Source organism: Nocardia thraciensis, from assembly GCF_054782435.1.
In genome coordinates, this window is sequence record NZ_BAAGSM010000037.1 from 57,810 (window position 1) to 77,897 (window position 20,088).

At 71.0% G+C, this 20,088-nt stretch carries 13 protein-coding genes; 9 read left to right on the forward strand and 4 right to left on the reverse strand.

Annotated elements, in window-relative coordinates:
- Positions 1-76: 76 nt before the first annotated feature.
- Positions 77-997: a hypothetical protein gene (locus ACYVLQ_RS24260; protein WP_460699823.1), complete on the reverse strand. Its 921-nt coding sequence runs from the start codon at positions 995-997 to the stop codon at positions 77-79.
- A gap of 143 nt (positions 998-1,140) precedes the next feature.
- On the opposite strand from ACYVLQ_RS24260, the gene ACYVLQ_RS24265 reads away from it, so the two are divergent.
- Both ACYVLQ_RS24265 and ACYVLQ_RS24270 read left to right on the forward strand, forming a co-directional pair.
- Positions 1,141-5,331 (forward strand): nSTAND1 domain-containing NTPase, encoded by a 4,191-nt coding sequence (locus ACYVLQ_RS24265; protein WP_460699824.1) that lies wholly within the window; start codon positions 1,141-1,143, stop codon positions 5,329-5,331.
- A gap of 90 nt (positions 5,332-5,421) precedes the next feature.
- Positions 5,422-6,480 (forward strand): tetratricopeptide repeat protein, encoded by a 1,059-nt coding sequence (locus tag ACYVLQ_RS24270; RefSeq protein WP_460699825.1) that lies wholly within the window; start codon positions 5,422-5,424, stop codon positions 6,478-6,480.
- A gap of 24 nt (positions 6,481-6,504) precedes the next feature.
- On the opposite strand, the gene ACYVLQ_RS24275 is transcribed toward ACYVLQ_RS24270, so the two are convergent.
- Positions 6,505-6,861, reverse strand: a complete 357-nt coding sequence (locus ACYVLQ_RS24275) for a hypothetical protein (protein ID WP_460699826.1) — start codon at positions 6,859-6,861, stop codon at positions 6,505-6,507.
- A 195-nt stretch (positions 6,862-7,056) separates the two neighbouring features.
- Between ACYVLQ_RS24275 and ACYVLQ_RS24280 the strand changes: the two genes are divergently transcribed.
- The 3 genes from ACYVLQ_RS24280 to ACYVLQ_RS24290 all read left to right on the forward strand — a co-directional run bounded on the left by ACYVLQ_RS24280 (position 7,057) and on the right by ACYVLQ_RS24290 (position 13,119).
- Positions 7,057-7,752, forward strand: coding sequence for a response regulator transcription factor (locus tag ACYVLQ_RS24280; protein WP_460699827.1), 696 nt, complete (start codon positions 7,057-7,059; stop codon positions 7,750-7,752).
- Positions 7,745-8,836, forward strand: coding sequence for a sensor histidine kinase (locus tag ACYVLQ_RS24285; RefSeq protein WP_460699828.1), 1,092 nt, complete (start codon positions 7,745-7,747; stop codon positions 8,834-8,836). The genes ACYVLQ_RS24280 and ACYVLQ_RS24285 overlap by 8 nt, the downstream gene beginning before the upstream one ends.
- A gap of 101 nt (positions 8,837-8,937) precedes the next feature.
- Positions 8,938-13,119 (forward strand): nSTAND1 domain-containing NTPase, encoded by a 4,182-nt coding sequence (locus ACYVLQ_RS24290; RefSeq protein WP_460699829.1) that lies wholly within the window; start codon positions 8,938-8,940, stop codon positions 13,117-13,119.
- Here the strand turns inward: ACYVLQ_RS24290 and ACYVLQ_RS24295 are convergent.
- A complete protein-coding gene (locus ACYVLQ_RS24295; RefSeq protein ID WP_460699830.1) occupies positions 13,040-13,339 on the reverse strand; it encodes a TetR/AcrR family transcriptional regulator C-terminal domain-containing protein in 300 nt (99 codons plus the stop codon). The two genes, ACYVLQ_RS24290 and ACYVLQ_RS24295, sit on opposite strands and share 80 nt — an antisense overlap.
- A 51-nt stretch (positions 13,340-13,390) precedes the next feature.
- Between ACYVLQ_RS24295 and ACYVLQ_RS24300 the strand changes: the two genes are divergently transcribed.
- On the forward strand, positions 13,391-14,245 hold the full coding sequence (locus tag ACYVLQ_RS24300; RefSeq protein WP_460699831.1) for an NAD(P)H-binding protein: 855 nt from the start codon (positions 13,391-13,393) through the stop codon (positions 14,243-14,245).
- A 25-nt stretch (positions 14,246-14,270) separates the two neighbouring features.
- Here the strand turns inward: ACYVLQ_RS24300 and ACYVLQ_RS24305 are convergent, their stop codons facing one another.
- Complete coding sequence (locus ACYVLQ_RS24305; RefSeq protein WP_460699832.1) at positions 14,271-15,689, reverse strand: lipase family protein; 1,419 nt, start codon at positions 15,687-15,689, stop codon at positions 14,271-14,273.
- 485 nt (positions 15,690-16,174) lie between these two features.
- On the opposite strand from ACYVLQ_RS24305, the gene ACYVLQ_RS24310 reads away from it, so the two are divergent.
- From ACYVLQ_RS24310 to ACYVLQ_RS24320, 3 genes are all read left to right on the forward strand, one after another.
- Positions 16,175-16,963: an SDR family oxidoreductase gene (locus ACYVLQ_RS24310; RefSeq protein ID WP_460699833.1), complete on the forward strand. Its 789-nt coding sequence runs from the start codon at positions 16,175-16,177 to the stop codon at positions 16,961-16,963.
- A 106-nt stretch (positions 16,964-17,069) separates the two neighbouring features.
- The gene (locus ACYVLQ_RS24315) at positions 17,070-18,209 is read left to right on the forward strand and encodes a hypothetical protein (protein ID WP_460699834.1); all 1,140 of its coding nucleotides are present in this window, start codon (positions 17,070-17,072) and stop codon (positions 18,207-18,209) included.
- Complete coding sequence (locus ACYVLQ_RS24320) at positions 18,196-19,872, forward strand: hypothetical protein (RefSeq protein ID WP_460699835.1); 1,677 nt, start codon at positions 18,196-18,198, stop codon at positions 19,870-19,872. The genes ACYVLQ_RS24315 and ACYVLQ_RS24320 overlap by 14 nt, the downstream gene beginning before the upstream one ends.
- Positions 19,873-20,088: the final 216 nt, after the last annotated feature.

Consider the following 20,088-nt stretch of genomic DNA (forward strand, 5'->3'; position numbering starts at 1 on the left):
GGTCATCGCCTACCGGGTACGACGGCGGTCGAGGCGAAATGGTTGGGCCACATCGGAAACCGTCCACGGGCGCGGATCAGCTCGACAGCAGCGGGAGTATGACCAGGAACCACAGGAGAATTCCCAGTGGTATCAGGAACCCGATGGACCCGGGTCTGCGGAACAGCGGCCTGCCGGGATCCATCGGCCGTCCCGGCATGCCCGGAATCGGCGGGGGGAGCTGGGCTATCCGCGAATGGGCGGACATATTCGACACGATCGTGATGCCGTTGATGAACAGCGACAGCGGCCCCCACCAGCCGAGCCACACGCTCTCGATCGTCATCCGCCGCAGGGTGGCGAGGCCGCAGTCGCGGCAGAACGGGCCGGGCATGCGCACGAATTGCATCATCAGGATGAAGCCGCGATGGCTCCGGATCGTCACCGCGGCCGCGGGCGTCGCGCCGCAGTGCTGGCAGTACAGGCGCTGCGGGTAGGCGGGTGATGTTGCGGGAGCCGATATCTCGGGAGGTGGCGGCGCCGACGACAGCACGGACTCCAGCCCGGTCAGGGTGGTGCCCAGGACATCGGCCTGCACGAGATCGAGAAGGTCCTGGCGGCCCAGTCCGTCGTTCAGGACCTGCGCGGCGGCGGTGGAACCATCGGCGACCAGCGCGAGCGCCACGATCCCGGCCGGAACGCCCGGCATGGCGTAACGGTGCGCCAGGTCCACGGCGGTGCGCAGCGCGGTGGCACAGGTGTCGGTGAGCCGGATGCCCTCCCAGTGTGTCGAGCTGTCGGCGGCGGGATCCAGTGCGACCTTTCCGGCGAGAATCTCGGAATCGCCGCAGTGCAACTCGATCCGGTTCCACCGGCCGGACGAGTCCATCCGCATCAGCGCGACCAGCAGGTCCTGCGTGTCGACCGGCTCCGGTCCGGCGTCGGACCTCGCCTGCCACAGCGCGTTCACCACATCGGGATGCAGTGGCAGGTCCACGGTTATGCCGTTGTTCCCCATGTTCCCTCCTGGTGTTCCTGCAGTCATAGACCCGGTGGGCGGCAAAAGGGTTGGGCGGACGGCTTCGGCCGCGTCGGGAGCGACGCGTCGAGGTAGTATCCGCGCCACCGCCGACCTCGGGTTGCGGTGGGAGGAGTCGCGAGATGAGGGCAGGCGTACCGGACGGGGAGAGCGGGGTTTTCGGCTCGGCCGCGGTACGGGTCCGCGCGGAGTCGGGCGCGGTGATCGGCGCCGGGTTCGTCGTGGGTCCGCGCCTCGTCGCGACCTGTGCGCACGTGGTGTCCGAGGCGGCCGGTGCCGACGCACAGGAGACTCGGCCACCGGATACGGCGGTGTGGATCGACTTTCCGCTGCTGCCCGCCGGTGTCCGCGTGCGTGCGCGGGTGCGCCGGTGGGCGCCGATCACGGCCGACGGGGGCGGCGATATCGCCGTTCTGGAGATCGTCGACGACCTGCCGGAGCCGGTGGTGGCGCCGCCGTTCTGGCGGGCCGAGCAGCCGTGGGGCCGGGAGTTCCGGATGCTGGGTTTCCCGGCCGAATTCGACTCCGGTGTCTGGGTGGCGGGTGAGTTCCGGGCGGCGCAGGGGGTGGGCTGGCTGCAACTGCAGGCGGCCGGCGGCGGGCAGCCGATTACGGGCGGGTTCAGCGGGGCCGCGGTGTGGGATGCGGCCTCCGGTGCCGTGGTGGGCATGGCGGTGGCGGCGGACCGGCGCCGATATACCCGGACCGCGTTCATGATTCCGATCGCCGAGGTGCTGGGGATCGATCCGGCGATGCTGCCGAATCCGTATCGCGGGCTGGAGCGATTCGAGGAAGGCGACGCCGCGCTGTTCCACGGCCGCGATGCCGATATCGAACGGGTGCTGACCGCGTTGGACCAGCGCTCGTTCGTGGCGGTGGTCGGCGGTTCGGGGACGGGCAAGTCGTCGTTGGTGAGTGCCGGCGTGGTCCCCCGGGTGCGGGCGCGCGGCATGGCCGTCGCGGTCGTCCGGCTCACCGGCCTGTCGACGACCTCGAATTCGCCGGTGCACGACGAGGGCGGCGACCTGTCGGCCCTGGTCATGAATATCGTGCGGCAGGCGGCGGTGAACCGCGACCTTGTGGCGGAACTGGTGGATCGCATCCCCGACGAGGGATTGCTGGTGTTCTCCGACCAGTTCGAGGATCTGGCGGCGACGGCGCCGACGCGGGCGCAGGCGCTGGTGCACCGGCTCATCGAGCTGGTCGCCGCCGCCGAGGACCGCGGCCGGACGTTGCGGGTGGTGATGACGCTGCGCTGGGAGGCCGTCGGCGAACTCGTCGACACCGAGATCGCGAGCCTGCTCGACGGCGCCACCGTGGCGCTGGCGGCCATGGACCGGGAACAACTGCGGGATGTGATTCGCGGGCCGCTGGCCCATGCGCCGGGTGTCGGTATCGATGCCGATCTCGTCGAGCGGCTCGTCGACGACACGGTGCATCAGCCCGGAGGTTTGCCGCTGCTCGAGTCGACGCTGACCGAGCTGTGGGAACAGCGCGGCAGCGGGCGGCTGACCCTGGCCGACTACCAGCGCTCCGGTGGCGTCGCGGGGGCGATCACCCGCCGGGCCGACCGCGCGCTCGCCCGGTTCACGGAGCCGGAGGCGGCGGCGGTGCGGCGGCTGCTGACGATGACCGCGGTACCGCTCAGGACCGGCGCCGGATTCGTCCGGTCCGCGGTGACACTGGCCGACCACCCGGATCTGCACGGTCTCGCGGGACATCTGGCCCGCGAGCGGCTGGTGGCCGTCGATCGCCGCTCCGACGGCGCGGTGATCGTCGAGCTGGCCCATCAAGCCCTGATCGACAACTGGCCCACCCTGCGCGGCTGGCTCGAATACGATCGCGACTTCCGTTCCTGGCAGCAGGAATTCGACAATCGGCGGCTCGAGTGGGAGACCTCGCACTACGACAGCGGCGCGTTGCTGCGCGGTAGTGCGCTGGCGACCGCCGAGGAATGGCAGGCCGCCCGCGCCTCGGACCTCTCCCCGGCGCAGCGCCGCTTCGTCCAGGCGAGCCGACGCGTGCGGCGCCGGGAGGTGCGCCGCTGGCGCATTGTCACCGCCGCGACGGCCGTGCTGGCCCTGGTGGCCGCGACCACCGCGGTCGTGGCGTATCGCACCAGCCAGGAGCGCGCGGAGCAACTGCGGCTGGCGGCCGGGATCAACCTCGCCAAGGAATCGATGCGCCTGGCCGACACCCAGCCGCTGACCGCCCGGCAATTCGCCCAGGCGGCACAGCGTCACGCGCCCGGCCACCCGGAGGTCGAGGGCGCCCTGCTGTACCAGCAAGCCAGCCTCGGCGCGATCTCCGATTTCACGCCGGGTGAGCTGCCGACCGGCCAGGGCCGGATCGCGGCGGCGGCCAGCGCGGACGGCGCGACGCTGGCGGCGGTCGGCACCGATGGCGGGGTCCGGGTCCAGACCGGTCTGCGCGACGGACATCCGACGGTCTGGCGGGTGCCTGTCGATGAGCGCGTCAGTTCGGTGGCGATGTCCGACGACGGCGGGAAGATCGCCGTGGTCGAGCGGCGCGGACGGGTCTCGGTGTGGGATGTGCGCGGCCGCACCGGGCCGGTGCACGTTTATGCGAGCGCCGCACGGGAGCTGTCGGACCACGCCATCAGAGCGAGACTCTCGGCCGATGGCGGAATGCTGGTGTTGTCCATCGATCCGGAGCGAGGGCCCGGGAAGGCGTCCGGCCCCGACGCCATCGAGGTGTATGACACCTCGACCTCGCATCCGACTCGTATAGCGGTGCTTCCACCGGCGCCGGATCGGCGCGATCAGATTCCACGGTTCGTCGGCGCCGGTGGCACGGAAATCGTGTTCGATGAAACCGACGGCACGGAAATCCACAACGTGGTTCGCGACCTCGGCGGGAAGGTGATCCGCGCGCTGCCGGACGGGTTCCCCGTCCGGGGGAGCATCTACTCCTGTCTCCCGGAACGGCCGAATCAATCAGGGCGGACGCTCGCGGTCTTCGATATCCGAACCGGCGCCGAGCGGCTCCGATTCGATGTGGACCACGACTTCTGCATACGGGCCAAGCTGGACAGTTCCGAGCAGTTCTTCATCGATGCCGACAACCATCCACGCGACGCCGTCTTCAGCCTCGGATTGATGAGCCTGAAGACGGGCAAGATCTATCGAGCCGAGGTCGGCCGCAGCACCGGACAGGACAGCACGATCATCACCGACACCGATCGGGGCCCGGTCGTCAACGTATTCGCCCAGCAGGGGCTGCTGCGCTTCGCTCCCGCGACGCCCGTGGACGCCGATCCGTTCGCCGAGGAGCCGGCGGTCACGGCGTGGTCGGCGGATGGGGCGACCGTCGCCACCTATACCCGCGACTCCGCCGCGCCCACCGGCAGGCTCGAGGTCGATCAGGTGCGGCCGCGGGTGCGGCGTCTGGCGCAGACCGTTCCCGGCGGCCCCGTCGACATCATCGACCTCGGCGCCCAACCGGTCGTGGAATTCACTCCGGACGGGCGTTACCTCGTTGCCGTCGGCTCGCGCCCGCAACTGGTGGTCTTCGATGCCCGGACGCTCGAGGTCGTCCATCGCATCGCGCTGCCGTTCCCGGCCGAACTCGGCGACCCCGAGGGGTGGCGGGGCGATGTGATGTTCTCGGGCCCGGACGAGGTTCTCGCCATGTACGGCGGCGTGCTCACCCGCTGGAGCCTCGGCGACGCCAAGCCGTTGTCCGAGCCGCTGACGCTGGGGCGCGACCGCGACGAACTCGTGCGGCTGGGCGCCGACGGCGACATCGGGCGATCCGCGACCCGCCCGGACGAAATATTGGTCATTTCCTCGGGTGCGGCCGCCGTGTGGAATCTGTCCGAGCGGAAGCGCGTCAGAAGTTTCGATTTTCAGCGGCCGTGGGAATACGAGGGGGCGTACCACGACCCGATCGACCCGACTGTGTACGTATCCACCGAATTCGTGGAAGCGTGGAACCCGGAGACCGGCGCCGTCACCAAGCTGTCCCAGCCGATGCCGCCGCCGCCGTATATCCGGGGAACCACGCCGGGCGGCCTGTGGGTGGTGACGGAAGCGGCCGCTCCGAACAATATCGACGTGTGGGACCGCGATCGTGGGCGAATAGCCGCGCTGCAACTGCCGGGGAAAATCTACGATGTGGCCGTCGACGACAATATGGTCCATATTCTCTACCGCGGCGGTGTGCTGCGCGTGAATCTGGATCGGGAGAAGATGTTCGACCGGCTGTGCGCGGTCCACAACCGGGACTACACCGCGGCCGAACGCGCCCAGTTGCCGGTCGGCGCCGACGACACGCCCCCGTGCCGCCGATGACCTCTCCGCTCCTCCCTGCCACGACCCAACCTTCCGGGCGTCCGGCAGGTCTACAGCAGCATGGGTCGGTCGGAACCCCGGGAGGATCGGATGACAGTCGGTCGGACAGTCGAGGTCGACGAGATGATGGCCACGGCACGGCAACTCGAAGGTCAGGGTAACCCCGCCGCGGCCGAACGCTGGCTGCGCCGAGCGTTCGAGGCCGGAAGTCTCGACGCCACCGTCGCCCTCGGGCGGTTGTGGGAGCAACGCGGCGAACGTGTCCAGGCCGAATACTGGTACCGCAAGACCGCCGACACCGGCAATGCCGCGGCGCGGAACAAGATGGGCGTGCTGGCTCGCGAGCGCGGCGACCTCGTCGAGGCCGAGTACTGGTACCGCAAGGCGGCCACCGACAACCCTTATGCCGCATGCAATCTGGCGGCGCTGTTGCGGGACGGCGGCAATCTGCCGGAGGCGGTGTACTGGTACCGCTCGGCCGCGACCGACGGAAACACCCGGGCGATGAACCAGTTGGGATCGCTGCTGGAAGAGGCCGATGACCTCACCGAGGCCGAATACTGGTACGGCAAAGCCGCTTCCCGCGGCGATACCGACGCGGCGTTCAGCCTGGGTCGGTTGTTGCACAGCCGGGTGGCCGGATCGGGCGTGCGCGCGCGGTTGCGGCGATTGTTCCCGTCGCCGCGGAACCGTCACGACCTCGACGAAGCCGAACAGTGGTACCGGCGCGCGGCCACGGCGGGAAATATCCTCGCGGTACACAACCTGGGGTGGCTGCTGCATCAGCGCGGCGACCTCGCCGAGGCGGAACACTGGTTGCGCCGCGCGGTCGACGGCGGCGCTCCCGGCGCCACGAGAAGCCTGGGATTACTCCTGCGGAGAAAGGGCAGCGGCGCCGAGGCTCGATACTGGCTGGGCCGGACGGCCGCCACCGAGGTCGGCAGGCCCGCTCCGAGGGGCCGGAAGGCCAGTCCCGAACTCGCTCAGCCGGGCTCCTACCGCCTGCTCCTCACCATGGTGCAGGGCAGTCACGCCACAGCGGAACGACTGATCGCGTACGAGGGAAAGAAGGCGGCGAACGCCGACCGGGCGACGTTGCTGCTGCGTGCCATCGAGCGGCTGCGCGAAGACCGGCAACGACAGGGCTGACGCCGTGCCGCCGGCGGGCCCGTCTCAGTCGATACCGCCGATGTCGTGGTGGCGACGACGGACGTGCTGGTCGTCGAGCGCGGGACCGGCCTGGCGGAGGCCCTCCGCGACGGCCTCCTGGAGGTCACGGCCGCCGTCGCGAACGAACGCGGTACCGCGGCGGGTCCGCCGCGCGTCGCCGTCCCCGGTATCGCCGTCCTCGATCGCTCCGGTCCAGGTGCCTCCGGCCCGGAGCCGACCGAACGTGTCGTCGCTGTCGTCAGCGGCGTGCCGGTCCGGATGCTCACCGCGGCCGACCGGCTCGTGGACGAGACTGGGCGGTTCGGGCTCGGAACCGACGGTGGCGGCGGAGGACGCCGAGGACGCCGAGGACGCGGACACGGGCGATTGGTGAACCAGAACGACGGCCGTCGCCGCGACGGAGACCACGAGGGTCGCGCAGGTGATCGATCGGCTGCCTTGCGTCCGTGCTGGTCCGCGGTGGTTCATCCCTCCAGTCAGGACACGGCGATGTTGTCAGCGCGTATGCGGTTTCGGATACGCCGACGATATGCGCCGGGTCGTAACATCCGTTCTGTGCGTGTGCTGGTGGTCGAGGACGAGCTCTATATGGCTGAGGCCATCCGGGATGGTCTGCGCCTGGAGGCGATCGCGGCGGATATCGCCGGAGACGGCGACACCGCGCTGGAACTGTTGAGCATCAACACCTACGACATCGCGGTCCTCGACCGCGACATTCCAGGCCCCTCCGGCGACGAGATCGCCCAGCGCATCGTCGCCGCGGGCAGCGGTATGCCGATCCTGATGCTCACCGCCGCCGACCGGCTCGAGGACAAGGCGACCGGCTTCGGGCTCGGCGCCGACGACTACCTCACCAAACCGTTCGAACTCCGCGAGCTCGTCCTCAGGCTCCGGGCGCTCGACCGCAGGCGCCAGCACAGCAGGCCGCCCGTGCGCGAGATCGCGGGCCTGCGCCTGGATCCGTTTCGCCGCGAGGTCTATCGCGACGGCCGCTACGTCGCGCTCACCCGGAAGCAGTTCGCCGTGCTGGAAGTCCTCGTCGCCGCCGACGGCGGCGTCGTCAGCGCCGAAGAACTCCTGGAGCGGGCGTGGGACGAGAACGCGGACCCGTTCACCAACGCCGTGCGCATCACGGTCTCGGCACTGCGCAAACGACTGGGCGAACCCTGGATCATCGCCACCGTCGCCGGGGTCGGCTACCGCATAGAGACCGCCTCGGACGGCGAGCGCGCGGAAGCGGCCCGTGGATAGATCATCCGGGTTCAGCGTTCGCCTGAAACTCACCCTCAGCTACGCCGGATTCCTCATGCTCGCCGGTGCGCTGCTGCTCGGCGCCGTGTGGGTCTTCCTGCTGCGAGACTTGCCAGCCAGCCGGATCACGCCCAGCCTGTCGTACCTCCCGTTCGTCTTCAATCCGACCAACTTCGGCCCCAAGGTTTTCGGTACCGCGGCAGCGGTGATGATGTTCTTCCTGCTGGTGTTCGGCCTGCTGGGCGGCTGGATTCTCGCGGGCCGCATGCTGTCCCCGCTGAATCGCATCACGGAGGCCACCCGGACGGCCGCGAACGGATCCCTCTCCCACCGGATCCGCCTGCCCGGACCGAGGGACGAGTTCCGTGAGCTCGCCGACGGTTTCGACGACATGCTGGCGCAGTTGGAAGGAAAGGTGGCCGAACAGCAGCGGTTCGCGGCCAACGCCTCTCACGAACTGCGCACCCCGCTGGCCATCACCAAGACCCTGCTCGACGTCGCCCGCAACGACCGCGCCCGCGGTCCGGACGAACTCGTCGACCGGCTGCATGCCGTCAACGCCCGGGCGATCGATCTCACCGAAGCGCTGCTCCTGCTCAGCCGCGCCGGTCAGCGCACGTTCACCCGCGAACGCGTCGATCTGTCCCTGCTCGCGGAAGAGGCCACCGAGACGCTGCTTCCCTTCGCCGAAAAGCACGAGGTGACCCTCGAGACCTCGGGTGAGGTGACCCCCACGGTCGGGTCGCATGCCCTCCTGCTGCAGATGACGACGAACCTGGTGCACAACGCGATCGTCCACAACCTGCCCGACGGAGGCCGCGCCTGGATCACGACCGACGTGCAGCCGGCGGGTGCGGTGCTCACGGTCGAGAACACCGGCGCCGAGCTCACCCCGGAATCGGTGTCGACGCTGATCGAGCCGTTTCAACGCGGTACCGAGCGCATCCGCACCCATGACGCCGGTGTCGGCCTGGGCCTCGCGATCGTCGACAGCATCGCCCGGGCGCACGACGGCGCCCTGACCCTCACGCCCCGGCCCGGCGGCGGTCTCCGCGTGACCGTGCGACTTCCCGCCGAGACCTGATCAGCCGCACCGCATCTCCCGGCCCCGTCGGCGGCGGTATTATCACCCTCCGCCGTACGGAATGTGCCGTACCGTCCGGGACGGGAGGTAGGAGGCGGACGGTGGTGCAGCACGCCGAACCCGGATGGGCCGGGCGATTGGGCGCGACGACTGTGCGGGTGTTCTCGACGTCGGGGGAGGTCGTCGGGGCCGGGTTCATCGTCGGTCCCGGACTGGTCGCGACCTGCGCTCACGTGATCGCCGACGCGATCGGCGCCGATTCGGCTGAGGGGCGGGCCCCCGCGGCCGCGGTTCGGATTGATCACCCACTGTCGAGCCCGGGCGAGCGCCTGGTCGCCCGGGTGCGGCGGTGGGTGCCGGTCGACGCGGCCGGGGGCGGGGATATCGCCGTGCTCGACATCGAACCGGGCACCGCCGACTTCGTCGCGGCGCCGCCGTTCTGGCGTGCCGACGAACCCTGGGGCCGGGAATTCCGGATGCTGGGCTTTCCGGTGGAGTACGACGACGGCGTGTGGATATCGGGTGAGTTCCGGGCGTCGCAGGGCAGCGGCTGGTTGCAATTGCAGGCCGCGCCGGGAGGCCAACCCATCACGGCCGGATTCAGCGGCGCCGCCGTATGGGATTCGAGTTCGGCCGCCGTGGTCGGGATGGCGGTGGCGTCGGACCGTCGGCGCTACACGCGTACGGCGTTCATGATCCCGATCGCCGAGGTGCTGGGCACCGATCCCACGCTGCTGCCGAATCCGTACCGCGGGCTGGAACGGTTCGACGAGCACGACGCGCACCTGTTCTACGGGCGCGGCGCCGATATCGACCGGGTGCTGGCCGCGCTGGAGCAACGGGCGGTCGTCGCCGTCGCCGGTCGATCCGGCACCGGGAAGTCGTCGCTGGTGAGCGCGGGAGTGATCCCCCGGCTCCGGGAACGGGGCTGGGCGATCGCCGCGTTCCGCCTCGCCGGTGACTCGCCCCCGCAGGGCGATCCTCGGGCCAGCATGTCGGAGCTGGTGGCCGAACTCGCCCATCGCGCCGTGCGTTACCCGGACAGCTCGCCGGGGCCGGTGGCCGAACTGGTCGACGGCGTCCCGGACCCGGGGCTGCTGATCTTCCCCGACCAGTTCGAGGATCTGGCCGCCACAGCTCCCGAGCGGGCCCGGGCGCTGCTGGGATGGCTGGTGGAACTGGTCGAGGCCGCCGCGAGCGCGGGCAGGCAGGTGCGGGTGGTGCTGACGCTGCGCTGGGAGGCACTCGACGAACTGGTGGACGACGAGCTGGCCCGGCTGCTCGACGGGGCGACCGTCGCGTTGGCGCCGATGGGTCGAGGGCAGCTGCGCGAGGTGATCTGCGGCCCGGCCGTCCGCGCCCCCGGAGTGGATTTCGACGCCGATCTGGTTGAGCGGCTGGTCGAGGACACCGTCTCGGAGCCCGGCGGGCTGCCGCTGCTGGAGGTGATGCTCACCGAATTGTGGGAGCAGCGCACCGGTGGTCGGCTGACGCTCGCCGACTACGAGCGCGTCGGGCGCGCCGGTGGTTCGATCACGCGGCTGGCCGAGCGGGCCCTGGCGCAGTTCACCGATACCCGCGCCGCGGATCAGGCGTGGCGATTGCTGCTGATGCTGGCGGCGCCGACGGCGACCGGCGACCGGTTCGTGCGTGCGGTCGCCTCGCTGTCGGACTTTCCGGAATTGCGGACCGTCGCGGGCTGTCTGGCCCGCGACTGGCTCGTTGTCGTGGACCGTCGGCTCGACGGCGCCGAAACCGTCGAGCTGGCGCATCAGGCGTTGGTCGACAACTGGCCGCTGCTGCGCGAGCGACTGGAGCGCGACCGCGACTTCCGTTCCTGGCAGCGGCAACTCGAACACCATCGGCTGGGCTGGGAAGCGGCACAGCGCGACAGCGGCGCGCTCCTGCGGGGCAGCGCGCTGTCCACGGCCGAGGAATGGTTCGCGGCCCGGGCCTCCGATATCCCGCAGGCCGACCGCCGATACATCGGGGCGAGCCGTCGGCTGCGGCGCCGGGAGGTGCGGCGGCTGCGCGCCGGTATCGCCGTGGTGGCGGTGCTGGCCCTGGTCGCCGCGACCACCGCGGTCGTGGCCTACCGCGGCAGCCGGGAACGGGAAGCGCAGCTGCGGCTGTCGGCCGGGCTGAGCCTGGCGCAGGAGTCGATCCGGATCGCGGATCGCGATCCCCTCACCGCGCTCCAGTACGCCCAGGCCGCGGAACGCAACGCGCCCGGGCGCCCGGAGGCCGAGGCGGCCCTGCTGCGGCAGCAGATCGCCTGGGCCGGGGCGGCGTCGTTCGCCGCGGTGCCGTGGGCGGATCCCGAACTGGTGGCCACCGATCGCGCGGGATCGCTGTTCCTGATCGTCGGCAAGGATCACTCCGTGACGGTGTGGACCGACGTGCTGTCCGGCCACCCGCGGCCGTGGACCCTGCCGATTCCCGCGTCGACGACCGTCACGGCGGTGGCGGTCAGCGCCGACGGCAGCCGGTTCGCGCTGCTCACCGGCTCCGGTGAGGTGACGATGTGGTCGCCGCGGAACCGGCAGGGGCCCTTCGTCGTTCGCGAATCGGACGGTGCGACGAGCCCGCTGTCCACCATGGGCCGGTTCTCGGCCGACGGCGCCCGGCTGGTGGTCACCTACGATCCCGATCGCGCGCAGAGCCCGTGGACGGACCGGCCCGATCGGATCGAGGTGTACGACACGTCGGGAACGCGACCGTCCCGCATCGCGGCCTACACCTCCGACGAGCCGACCGATCGGCTGCCCAGGCGCGTCGACCGTTCGACGGTGTGGTTCCGCGAGCAGCGGCTGGAGACCGGCGTATCGAATGTCGTGCGCGACATCGCGACCGGCGATGTCGTACGCCGTCTGCCCGACGGTGAACCGGGCTCGTCCGATGCGACCTTCGCGTGCGTCACCGCATCCCCCGCCGACGTCGTCGGCGACTTCGTGGTCACCGATCCCCAGAGCGGCGCCGAGCGATTCCGCCTCCGGGTGCCGTCCGCGACATGTGACACCGTCACCGTCGACCTGTCGGAACGCTACGCGGTCATGACGAACCTGGAGCCGGGGGACGCGTTCGGCCTGGGTTACGTGGTCGACCTGCGGTCCGGTGAACTGTTCGAATTCCAGCAGATGGCGGCCACCTCGAAGGACGGATATTTCGTCCGGCCCACACCGGAGGGCGTGGAGGTCCGCGCCGTCTACTCCACCGGCGTGCTGCGATACACACCGGCGACCCGGGTCGAGGATCCGAACCAGTTCCGGGACCCGATCCCCGCCAAGATGGTCTGGACGCCCGGCCGCGACACCGCGGTCGGCCTGTACCGGACGGCGGCCGACAGCCGCCGGTTGGACGTCATCCGGTTGTGGCCGCATCAGACCCGCGTGTCGCGCGCGACGATCGGTAGCGGGCCGGGCGAGCTCGACCTCGGAAACGGGGACGTCGCGCTGGCGCTCAGCAATGACGGCCGCTACGTGTTCGCCGTGGGGCAGACCGACGAATTGCACGTCTACGAGGCCCAGGATCTCCGCCCGGTCCGCACCGTGCCGCTGCCCGTTCCGGCCGAACTGGCCGCCGCCGGTCCCCGGACGGCGAAGGACGTACTCGTGGTCGGCGCCGACGAGGTCGTGGTGTTTCTCGCTGGAATCCTCACGCGGTGGCGGATCAGCGACGGTGCGCCGCTGGGGGATCCGATACCGGTCTACGAGGACGGCGGCGAACTGCGCACGCTGGCCGAGATCGGCAGGGCGGTCCCGCGTTCCGACCGCGGCGATCAGGTCGTCGTCACATCCGGTGCGGGCCTGGCGGTCTGGGACCTGCACAGCGGCCGGAAACTGCGAGCCTGGCGCCGCGATGCCGCGGCCACGTGGCCGTCGCTGCTGTTCCCCGCCGCGAAACCGGAGATCTATATCGGTGCCCGGATCTGGAATATGGACACCGGCGAGATGACGACTCCGGCCCATCCCGTGCCCAATATGGCCGCCGCGCGGGGGATCACCGCCGACGGGCTGATCGTGGCGGTGAAGTCGGACTCCGTCGAACTCTGGGATGCCGGGCGCGGGCGCTTGTTCGAATTCCATCCGCCGGGTCCCGGACTGCAGGTCGTCGTCGGCGCGGGCAGTGTGCTCATGATGTCGCAGGACGGCCCGGCCGTCGTCCACCCGCGCCGCAAGGAGGCCTTCGAGATCCTGTGTGCGATCAGCTCCCGCGACTACACCCCGGCCGAGCGCGCAGGACTCCCGATCGGGGCCGACACCACCCCGCCGTGTGACGACTGATCGATATCCTGGCTCGCCCTCCACGCAAGACGCGTGCCGCGTAGCGATGCAGAACGGTGGTGACGGCGCCGTCGGCGACGGCGTCCAGTTCCTCGGGTGTGTAGCTGACCGCGCCCCCGTGAGGGTGAGGCGGTTCAGCGGCGCGGCGAGTGAGCCAGGTGAACTGCTCGGCGGCGACCTGGGCATGATCGATACGCAAAGATTCCGGATGCCCCGCCACGACTGATAATTAGGCTAGCCTTACCAAATTTCTTGCCGTAGGTTGCTCGGCGTGAACAAGATTCTGGTGATGGGCGCGACCGGTAAGGTGGGCCGCCATGTAGTCGATCAGCTGCGGGAACGCGGACGTGACGTGCGGGCGGTCTCCCGGTCCAGCCCCGATCGCTTCGACTGGGCGGACCGGTCCACGTGGCAGCCCGCCCTCGTCGATGTCGACACGGTGTATCTGAATGTCTGGGGCGTGGTGGGCGTCGTGGACCCCGCGGAGTTCACCACGCTGGCGGTGCGGTCGGGGGTTCGGCGGATCGTGGCATTGTCCGGGCGGGGCGACAACGGCGACGACTACCTGCTGGAAACCCCGTACGGACCGTGGGCGCAGGCCGTGGCGGACGGTGAGCGCGCCGCCCGTGAGAGCGGTGCGGAGTGGACGATCGTGCGGCCGTGCTGGTTCGCGCAGACCTTCGAGGAGGACCCGAAGCTGTCCGCGGTGCGCGACGGCGAGGTGGTGATACCCGACGGCGCGGGCACGGTGCCCTTCGTGGACGCCGTCGACATCGCCGCGGTGGTCGTCGCCGCCCTCACCGAGGCGGGCCACCGGGAACAGATCTACGAGGTGTCCGGTCCGCGCGCGATGACCTTCGCCGACGCGGTGGCCGAGATCGCGGCGGCCACAGGTCGGCAGATCCGGTACGTGCCGGTCGAGGTGCCCGAATACGTGCGGCACCTGGTGGATCGGGGCTACGACCGCGGCGCGGCGGAGATGCAGGCCGGTCCGTTCGAGTGGCTGCACCGCGGGAACACCGGATTCCTCAGCGACGGGGTGCTGCGCGCGACCGGGCGGGAGCCGCGCGGTTTCGCCGAGTACGCCCGGCGGGCGGCGGCCACGGGTGTGTGGTCCGCCGCGTGATCCGTAGCGGCCGTGGGGAACTCGATCAGGCCGCCAGGGTCGGCGCCGGGCTCAGGACGGGTTCGGACCGCTGGCGCAGCGGTCGGCCGAGGACGACCCGTACTGCGGTGACTGCCATGTCGAACAGGCCTCGCCAGCGTGCCGGAGGCGCCGCCACCGACCGCACATCCCGCGCGGTGGTGTCTCGCACGGGCGCTGGGGCGGATTGTTCGTTCACCGGCGCCCGCACCGGCAGGCCCGCGATCCGGTCGGCGAGCCAGTCGAGGCTGAGCGGAGTGGACAGCGGCAGCAGCGAGAAGTGGTCACTCCAGCGGTCGCGAAGGTAGGTGACGTCGGCGCCCGCGCGGCGATAGCGATCGACCAGCGCGTCGACGTGTTCGGTGTGGATGATCTTGTCGTGCAACGGCTGTATCACCAGCACCGGGCACTGCGGCGCGGTGGTCCCCAGGCGCAGGTCGTCGAACATGGCGCGCATGTCCGGAACGTCCAGGATCTCCTCGAGCGGCCGCGTCAGATAGTCGGAGACATTGCGGCCCGCCAGCACCGGCAGCGCCAGGATCGGCGCCATCGCCGCGGCGCGGTCCATCAGGCCCCGCCCCTCGGGGGTGAGGTTCTCGTCGAGGACGCGGCGCAGCGCCGGATAGAGCGGGCGCAGCGCCGCGATCACGATGGCGGGAAATCCCGCGTAGCGACTGCCGTTGAGCCGCACGAAGACCTCGCCGGGATCGCCGACGGGCGCGCCCAGCGCGGCGCCGACGATATCGAGTTCGGGCGCGTAGGTCGGCGCCATCTCCACCAGCCAGGAACTGGCCATGCCGCCACCCGAATAGCCCCACACCGCGACCGGGGTCCGGGCGTGCAGGCCCAGCGGTGCGAAACGCAGCGCGGCGCGGATGCCGTCGAGAGCGCGGTATCCGGGTTCGCGCGGGGCGCCGAAGTGGCCGTGCGGTCCCTCGTGGTCGGCGATGCTCACCGCCCAGCCGCGCCGCAGCGCGTTGGCGACCAGGAGATACTCCAGCTGGGTGATCGAACCCGGCACGAACGCGCCGCGGCGCAGGGCATAGGACGGCGCGCAGCGCTCGGAGACCGCGTCGATCGCCGATTGGAACGCCAGCAGCGGGCGCTCGGTGGCGGGGTCCGCATCGGCCGGGAGCAGGACCGTGGTGACCGCGACCTCCGGTCGGCCGTGCAGATCGCTGCTCCGATACAGCAACTGCCAGGCGCGCACAGCCTGGGGAACGAGCCCGAGCAGCGCCAGTTGTACAGGGCGGCTGCGCAATACCGCGCCGGGAGCGTGCGCGGCGAAACCGGCGGGCGGGCGCAGGAACGGGTCCCGCGACGGCAACAGCGGTCGGCTGCCGACGAGGCTGTCCACCAGGCCGAGCGCGGTATCGGCCCGGGCGATGGCACCGGCCGCTCCGGTGATGACATCGGTGACGGTCATCCTGCCCTCCTCACAGGTCCCGCGGCCGCTCCCCCGGGGAATCCGCCCCACCGCGGCCACGCATCGGCGTCGGCCGATCGTCTCAGACTAGGTGACCCGCGCCCGCACCACGCCGAACCTGTCATGAATTGTGCTGTGCCACAGTCAAAACCACGACACAGCGTAGTTGACCCCCGACGGTCCCGCGACGGTTCCACCTGCACCGACAAGATCGTCTCGGGAGTTCACCCGCCGCCGGGTGGCCCGTCCCGGCGTGATCGATCGCACACTCAAGACCCTCGGCTATACCGGGCATGTACGGGTGCGAGTTCATCCCGCCGTCTCCCAAACCGTCTGTGGTGCAAGCGCATCGCACCGATATTTCCCGCACCCGGTACTCGTTCCCGCACCGGTTGCAGCGCCTGCGGGAGGTGCGGGAACGAGTGCCGGGTGCGGGGAAGTCGGAAGGGGCGAAGCGGTGGATCGGCGGGCATATGCTGCGACGCATGGATGAACCGGCGGTTTTCATTACCGGTGCGGCGGCGGGGATCGGCAGGGCGATCGCGCTGCTGTTCGCGGCGCGCGGGTATCGCGTGGGCGCGTTCGATGTCGACGAGCCGGGGCTGGAGCGGCTTGCCGTCGAGATCACCGCGGCCGGGGGCGCCGTGCACACCGGCGCGCTCGACGTCACCGAGACCGAACAGTGGCGGGCGCGGCTGGCCGAATTCCATTCCGCCGCCGGACGACTCGACATCCTGGTCAACAATGCAGGAATCCTGCGCGCGGGTCCGTTCCAGGACATCGAGCCGGCCGCGCACCGGCGCATCGTCGCGGTGAATCTCGGCGGCGTCATCGCGGGCACGCACGCGGCCTTCGAATACCTCCGGGACACACCGGGCGCGCAGGTGGTGAACCTGTGCTCGGCCTCGGCCATCTACGGCCAGGCCGAGCTGGCGTCCTACGGCGCCTCCAAGGCGGCGGTGCGCAACCTCACCGAGGCGCTGGATCTGGAGTGGCGGCGGCACGACATTCGGGTGCTGGCCGTCTGGCCGCTGTTCGTCGCGACCGCGATGTTGGCGGGAGTGGACACCGGGTCGACGCGGTCGCTGGGCGTGCGGCTCACGGTCGACGACGTCGCCGCGGGCGTATGGAACGCGACCAGGCCGCGGCGCCGGCCGCTGCGGCGCGTTCACTATTCGATCGGCGCCCAGGCCAAACTGCTGGCCGCCGCCGGAAAATACGCACCCAACTGGGCTGTGCGCCTGGCCAATCGGGCCATCACCCGGGTCGGGTGACGCCGCCCGGCCCGGGCCTGTCGCCCGGCTCCGGGAAACCTGGCGGTCGGTGCCGACAATGGGTCGCGCTTCTGACAGAATTGCGCGGCGGAAGGGGGTATCACCCGTGTCGACAGTCACCGCGTCCGGGCTCGTGAACGATCACGGCGGTCCCGCACCCGAACTCGATCAACTCATCGCCACCCTGCGCGTCGGCGCGGGCAACGATCCGCGCATCGCCGACCAGCTCGTCACCGCGGCGGGGGTGTGGCGGCGTCCGCTGCGCATCCAGGTCGCGGGCCGCTCCGGCGCCGGTAAGTCCACCCTGCTGCAGGCCCTGGCACTGATGTCCGCGGTGGAGACCGAGCCGGTGGACCAGCCCGGCCGCCCCGATCCCGTCCTCGACGGCGATCTGGTGGTCTACGTCGTGCCCGCGGCGCTGCAGGCCGCCGATCGCCGCATGCTGGCGGATCTGCCGGGGGACCGGACGGTGGTGGTGCTCAACAAGGCCGACGCGATCGGTTCCCGGTGGGGCGACGCGGTCGCGGCGGCCGAGCAGGTCGCGCACGGGCTGGGTGTTCCGGTGCTGCCGCTGGTCTCCGCGCTGGCCGTGCGCACCCGGGCCGGGACCCCGAGCGACGACGACCTGCGCACGCTGCGCCGACACGCCACAAATGCCGATCCGACCTTCACTCTGTCGCCGGAGCTGTTCACCGCCCCGGCCGCCGGTCCCGACGTCGCCGAGCGGCAGGCGGTATTGGAGCGCTGGGGCCTCTACGGGGTGTCGTGCGCGCTGACCGCGCTGCGCCACGAGCCGAATCTCGGCCCGCGAGAACTGCTGCAGCTGCTGCACGCGGTCAGCGGCATCGACCCCGTGCACGCGCTGCTGCACCGGCGCTACGAGCAGATCGGCGCCCAGCGCGGCGGCCACTTCCTCGACGAGCTCCACCGGCTGGCCGCGCGCTCGGTTCCGGGGGTGCCGCCGGGCGGCGGCGGCCGTGCCCGCGATCTGATCGAGGACTACCTGTCCGGCGACGAGGCGCTGTGGCTGGGCCTGCAGGCCGGGCTGGCCTGCCCCGACGTCATGCACCTCGCGACCGGATACCCCGCCCCGCAGCCGTCGCACGCCGACGACGCCCTGACCCGCGCGCAGCGCTGGCGGGCCGTGGTGTCCAGCGATATGTCGCCCGCGGCCCGCCGCGCCGCGGTCCGGGTCCACAACGGCTACGTCCGGATCTGGGAGCGGATGAGCAGTGCCGGATTCTGATCCCGCCGGTCCCGCCCGCCCGGCGCACCCGCCGGACGGGTATCCGGCGTCGGTGGCCGGTCCGTCCGGTTCGAGTCCCGGGCACTCCGCCGACTTCGCGGCGACTGTGCCCGGCGGGGGTCCGGCGGGCACGATATCCGCATCGGGAGGTGCCGCCGCATCGGGTGCCGACGCGGTGCCGAAATTGCCGCCCGAGGCGGAAGCCGTTGTCGCGCGCTGGAATCCGCAGGGCAGCGCGCTGCTGCGGGCGGTGCCCAGGGCCGGAACGGAGCCCGCCGCAAACGGCACGCCTCCGGTGATTGTCGCGCTGATCGGCCCCGCCGACGCCAACACCACCCTGCTGCGCACCGAGCTGGCCCGGTTCGAGCCGCACATCGACCTGTCCGATCCGCTCACCGATCCGTCCACGCTGGTGGCGCCGCCGCTGGCGCTGCTGCTGCTCGACGCGGGCGCCACGCTCGGGGCGGCCACGCTGGACCTGGTGGCCCGGCTGCGGTCCGGCGGCGTCCGAATCGTCTTCGCGATGAACGGCATTCACGCGCATCCGGACTGGCGGACGGTCTTCGACCGCAACGGGGCGCTGCTGCGCCCCGTGCTCGGAGCCGACCCGGACATCGTGCCCGTTTCGGCGCGGCTGGCGGTGGCGGCCCGCGCCAACGGCGATCCGTCGCTGCTGGATCGATCCGGCCTGGGCACCCTGCACGCGCACCTGACCGGAATGATCGGCGCCGCGGGCGGCACGGGCAGCGCGGCGGCGGTCATCGACCGGGTGCTCGCCGATACCCGCGGGCGCATTCGCGCCCAGGTGACCACGTTGCGATCCGGCGACTCGGTGGCCCGGCTGCGCGAGGAGCGTGCCACCTTGCTGGCCGGGCGCGACGGCGGCCGGGCGCAGGCCATGGCCGCGCTGCGCAACCGGCTGCACCTGGCCCGCGTGGATCTGCTGCACGAGGTCGGCGCTAGGATCCGCGCCCTGAACGCGACCGCCCGCGCCGAACTGGACCGGCTCGATCGCCGCGCCACCGGCGACTACCTGGACCAGCTGCAGCAGGCCGTGAATCAGCTGACCGCCGAACTCGACGTCGTGGTCGGCCAGCGGCTCGCCGAACTCGGCCGCCAGCTCGAAGCGGTCACCGGCCCCGCCCCGGGACCGGGGCCGGGACAGCTGCATACGGATCCGCCGCCGCGGCTGGGTCCCGACCCCGAACCGCGCCACCGCGGCGTCGAGGACTACCTGATGATCGCGCTCGGCACCTCCGCCGGATTCGGTCTGGGCCGCCTGGTCGTCGCGCCGCTGGCACTGGTGCCCACCCTGGACTACGCGACCGTCCCGGTGACCTTGCTGCTCGGCGCGAGCGTGGCGTACTGGGTGGTGCGGGCGCGCGGCCACCTCGCCGACCGCGCGCACCTGCGGCAGTGGATGTCCGACGCGCTGGTGAACGTCAAGGCGCAATTGGAGCAGCGCGTCGCGACCGCCCTGGTGGAGGCCGAATCGCGGCTCACCGACCAGGTGGTGCGGGCCAGCACCGCCCGCGTGGTGGACGCCGACCGCCGGGTCGCGGAATTGGAGATGCAATTACGCGAGCTGTCCGCCCAGCAGCCTGCGCAATTGGCCGCTTGTGAGCGCGATCTCGCCGTACTCGACACGGTCGTGCCGCAATAGCGTCACGCCCGCTTGTCTATCCGCATTACGAATCGGTTGTGCCATGATCATTCCGATCGGAAATTCGGCGCGGCCCCGGTGTGCGATTCGACCGGATTTCGGGTCGAACGGTGTGTGACCTGTCACACGCTGCCCGAATGCCGCGTAGCCTATTAATAAGGCCCGCACCACCTATGACTCCCGGCCGAGCCCCGTTACCGATCGGTAACGGCTCGC

Bases quoted from the DNA above. Each gene is read 5' to 3' on its own strand.
- ACYVLQ_RS24260 (WP_460699823.1), bottom strand. From the start codon at position 997: ATGGGGAACAACGGCATAACCGTGGACCTGCCACTGCATCCCGATGTG.
- ACYVLQ_RS24265 (WP_460699824.1), top strand. From the start codon at position 1,141: ATGAGGGCAGGCGTACCGGACGGGGAGAGCGGGGTTTTCGGCTCGGCC.
- ACYVLQ_RS24270 (WP_460699825.1), top strand. From the start codon at position 5,422: ATGACAGTCGGTCGGACAGTCGAGGTCGACGAGATGATGGCCACGGCA.
- ACYVLQ_RS24305 (WP_460699832.1), bottom strand. From the start codon at position 15,689: ATGACCGTCACCGATGTCATCACCGGAGCGGCCGGTGCCATCGCCCGG.
- ACYVLQ_RS24310 (WP_460699833.1), top strand. From the start codon at position 16,175: ATGGATGAACCGGCGGTTTTCATTACCGGTGCGGCGGCGGGGATCGGC.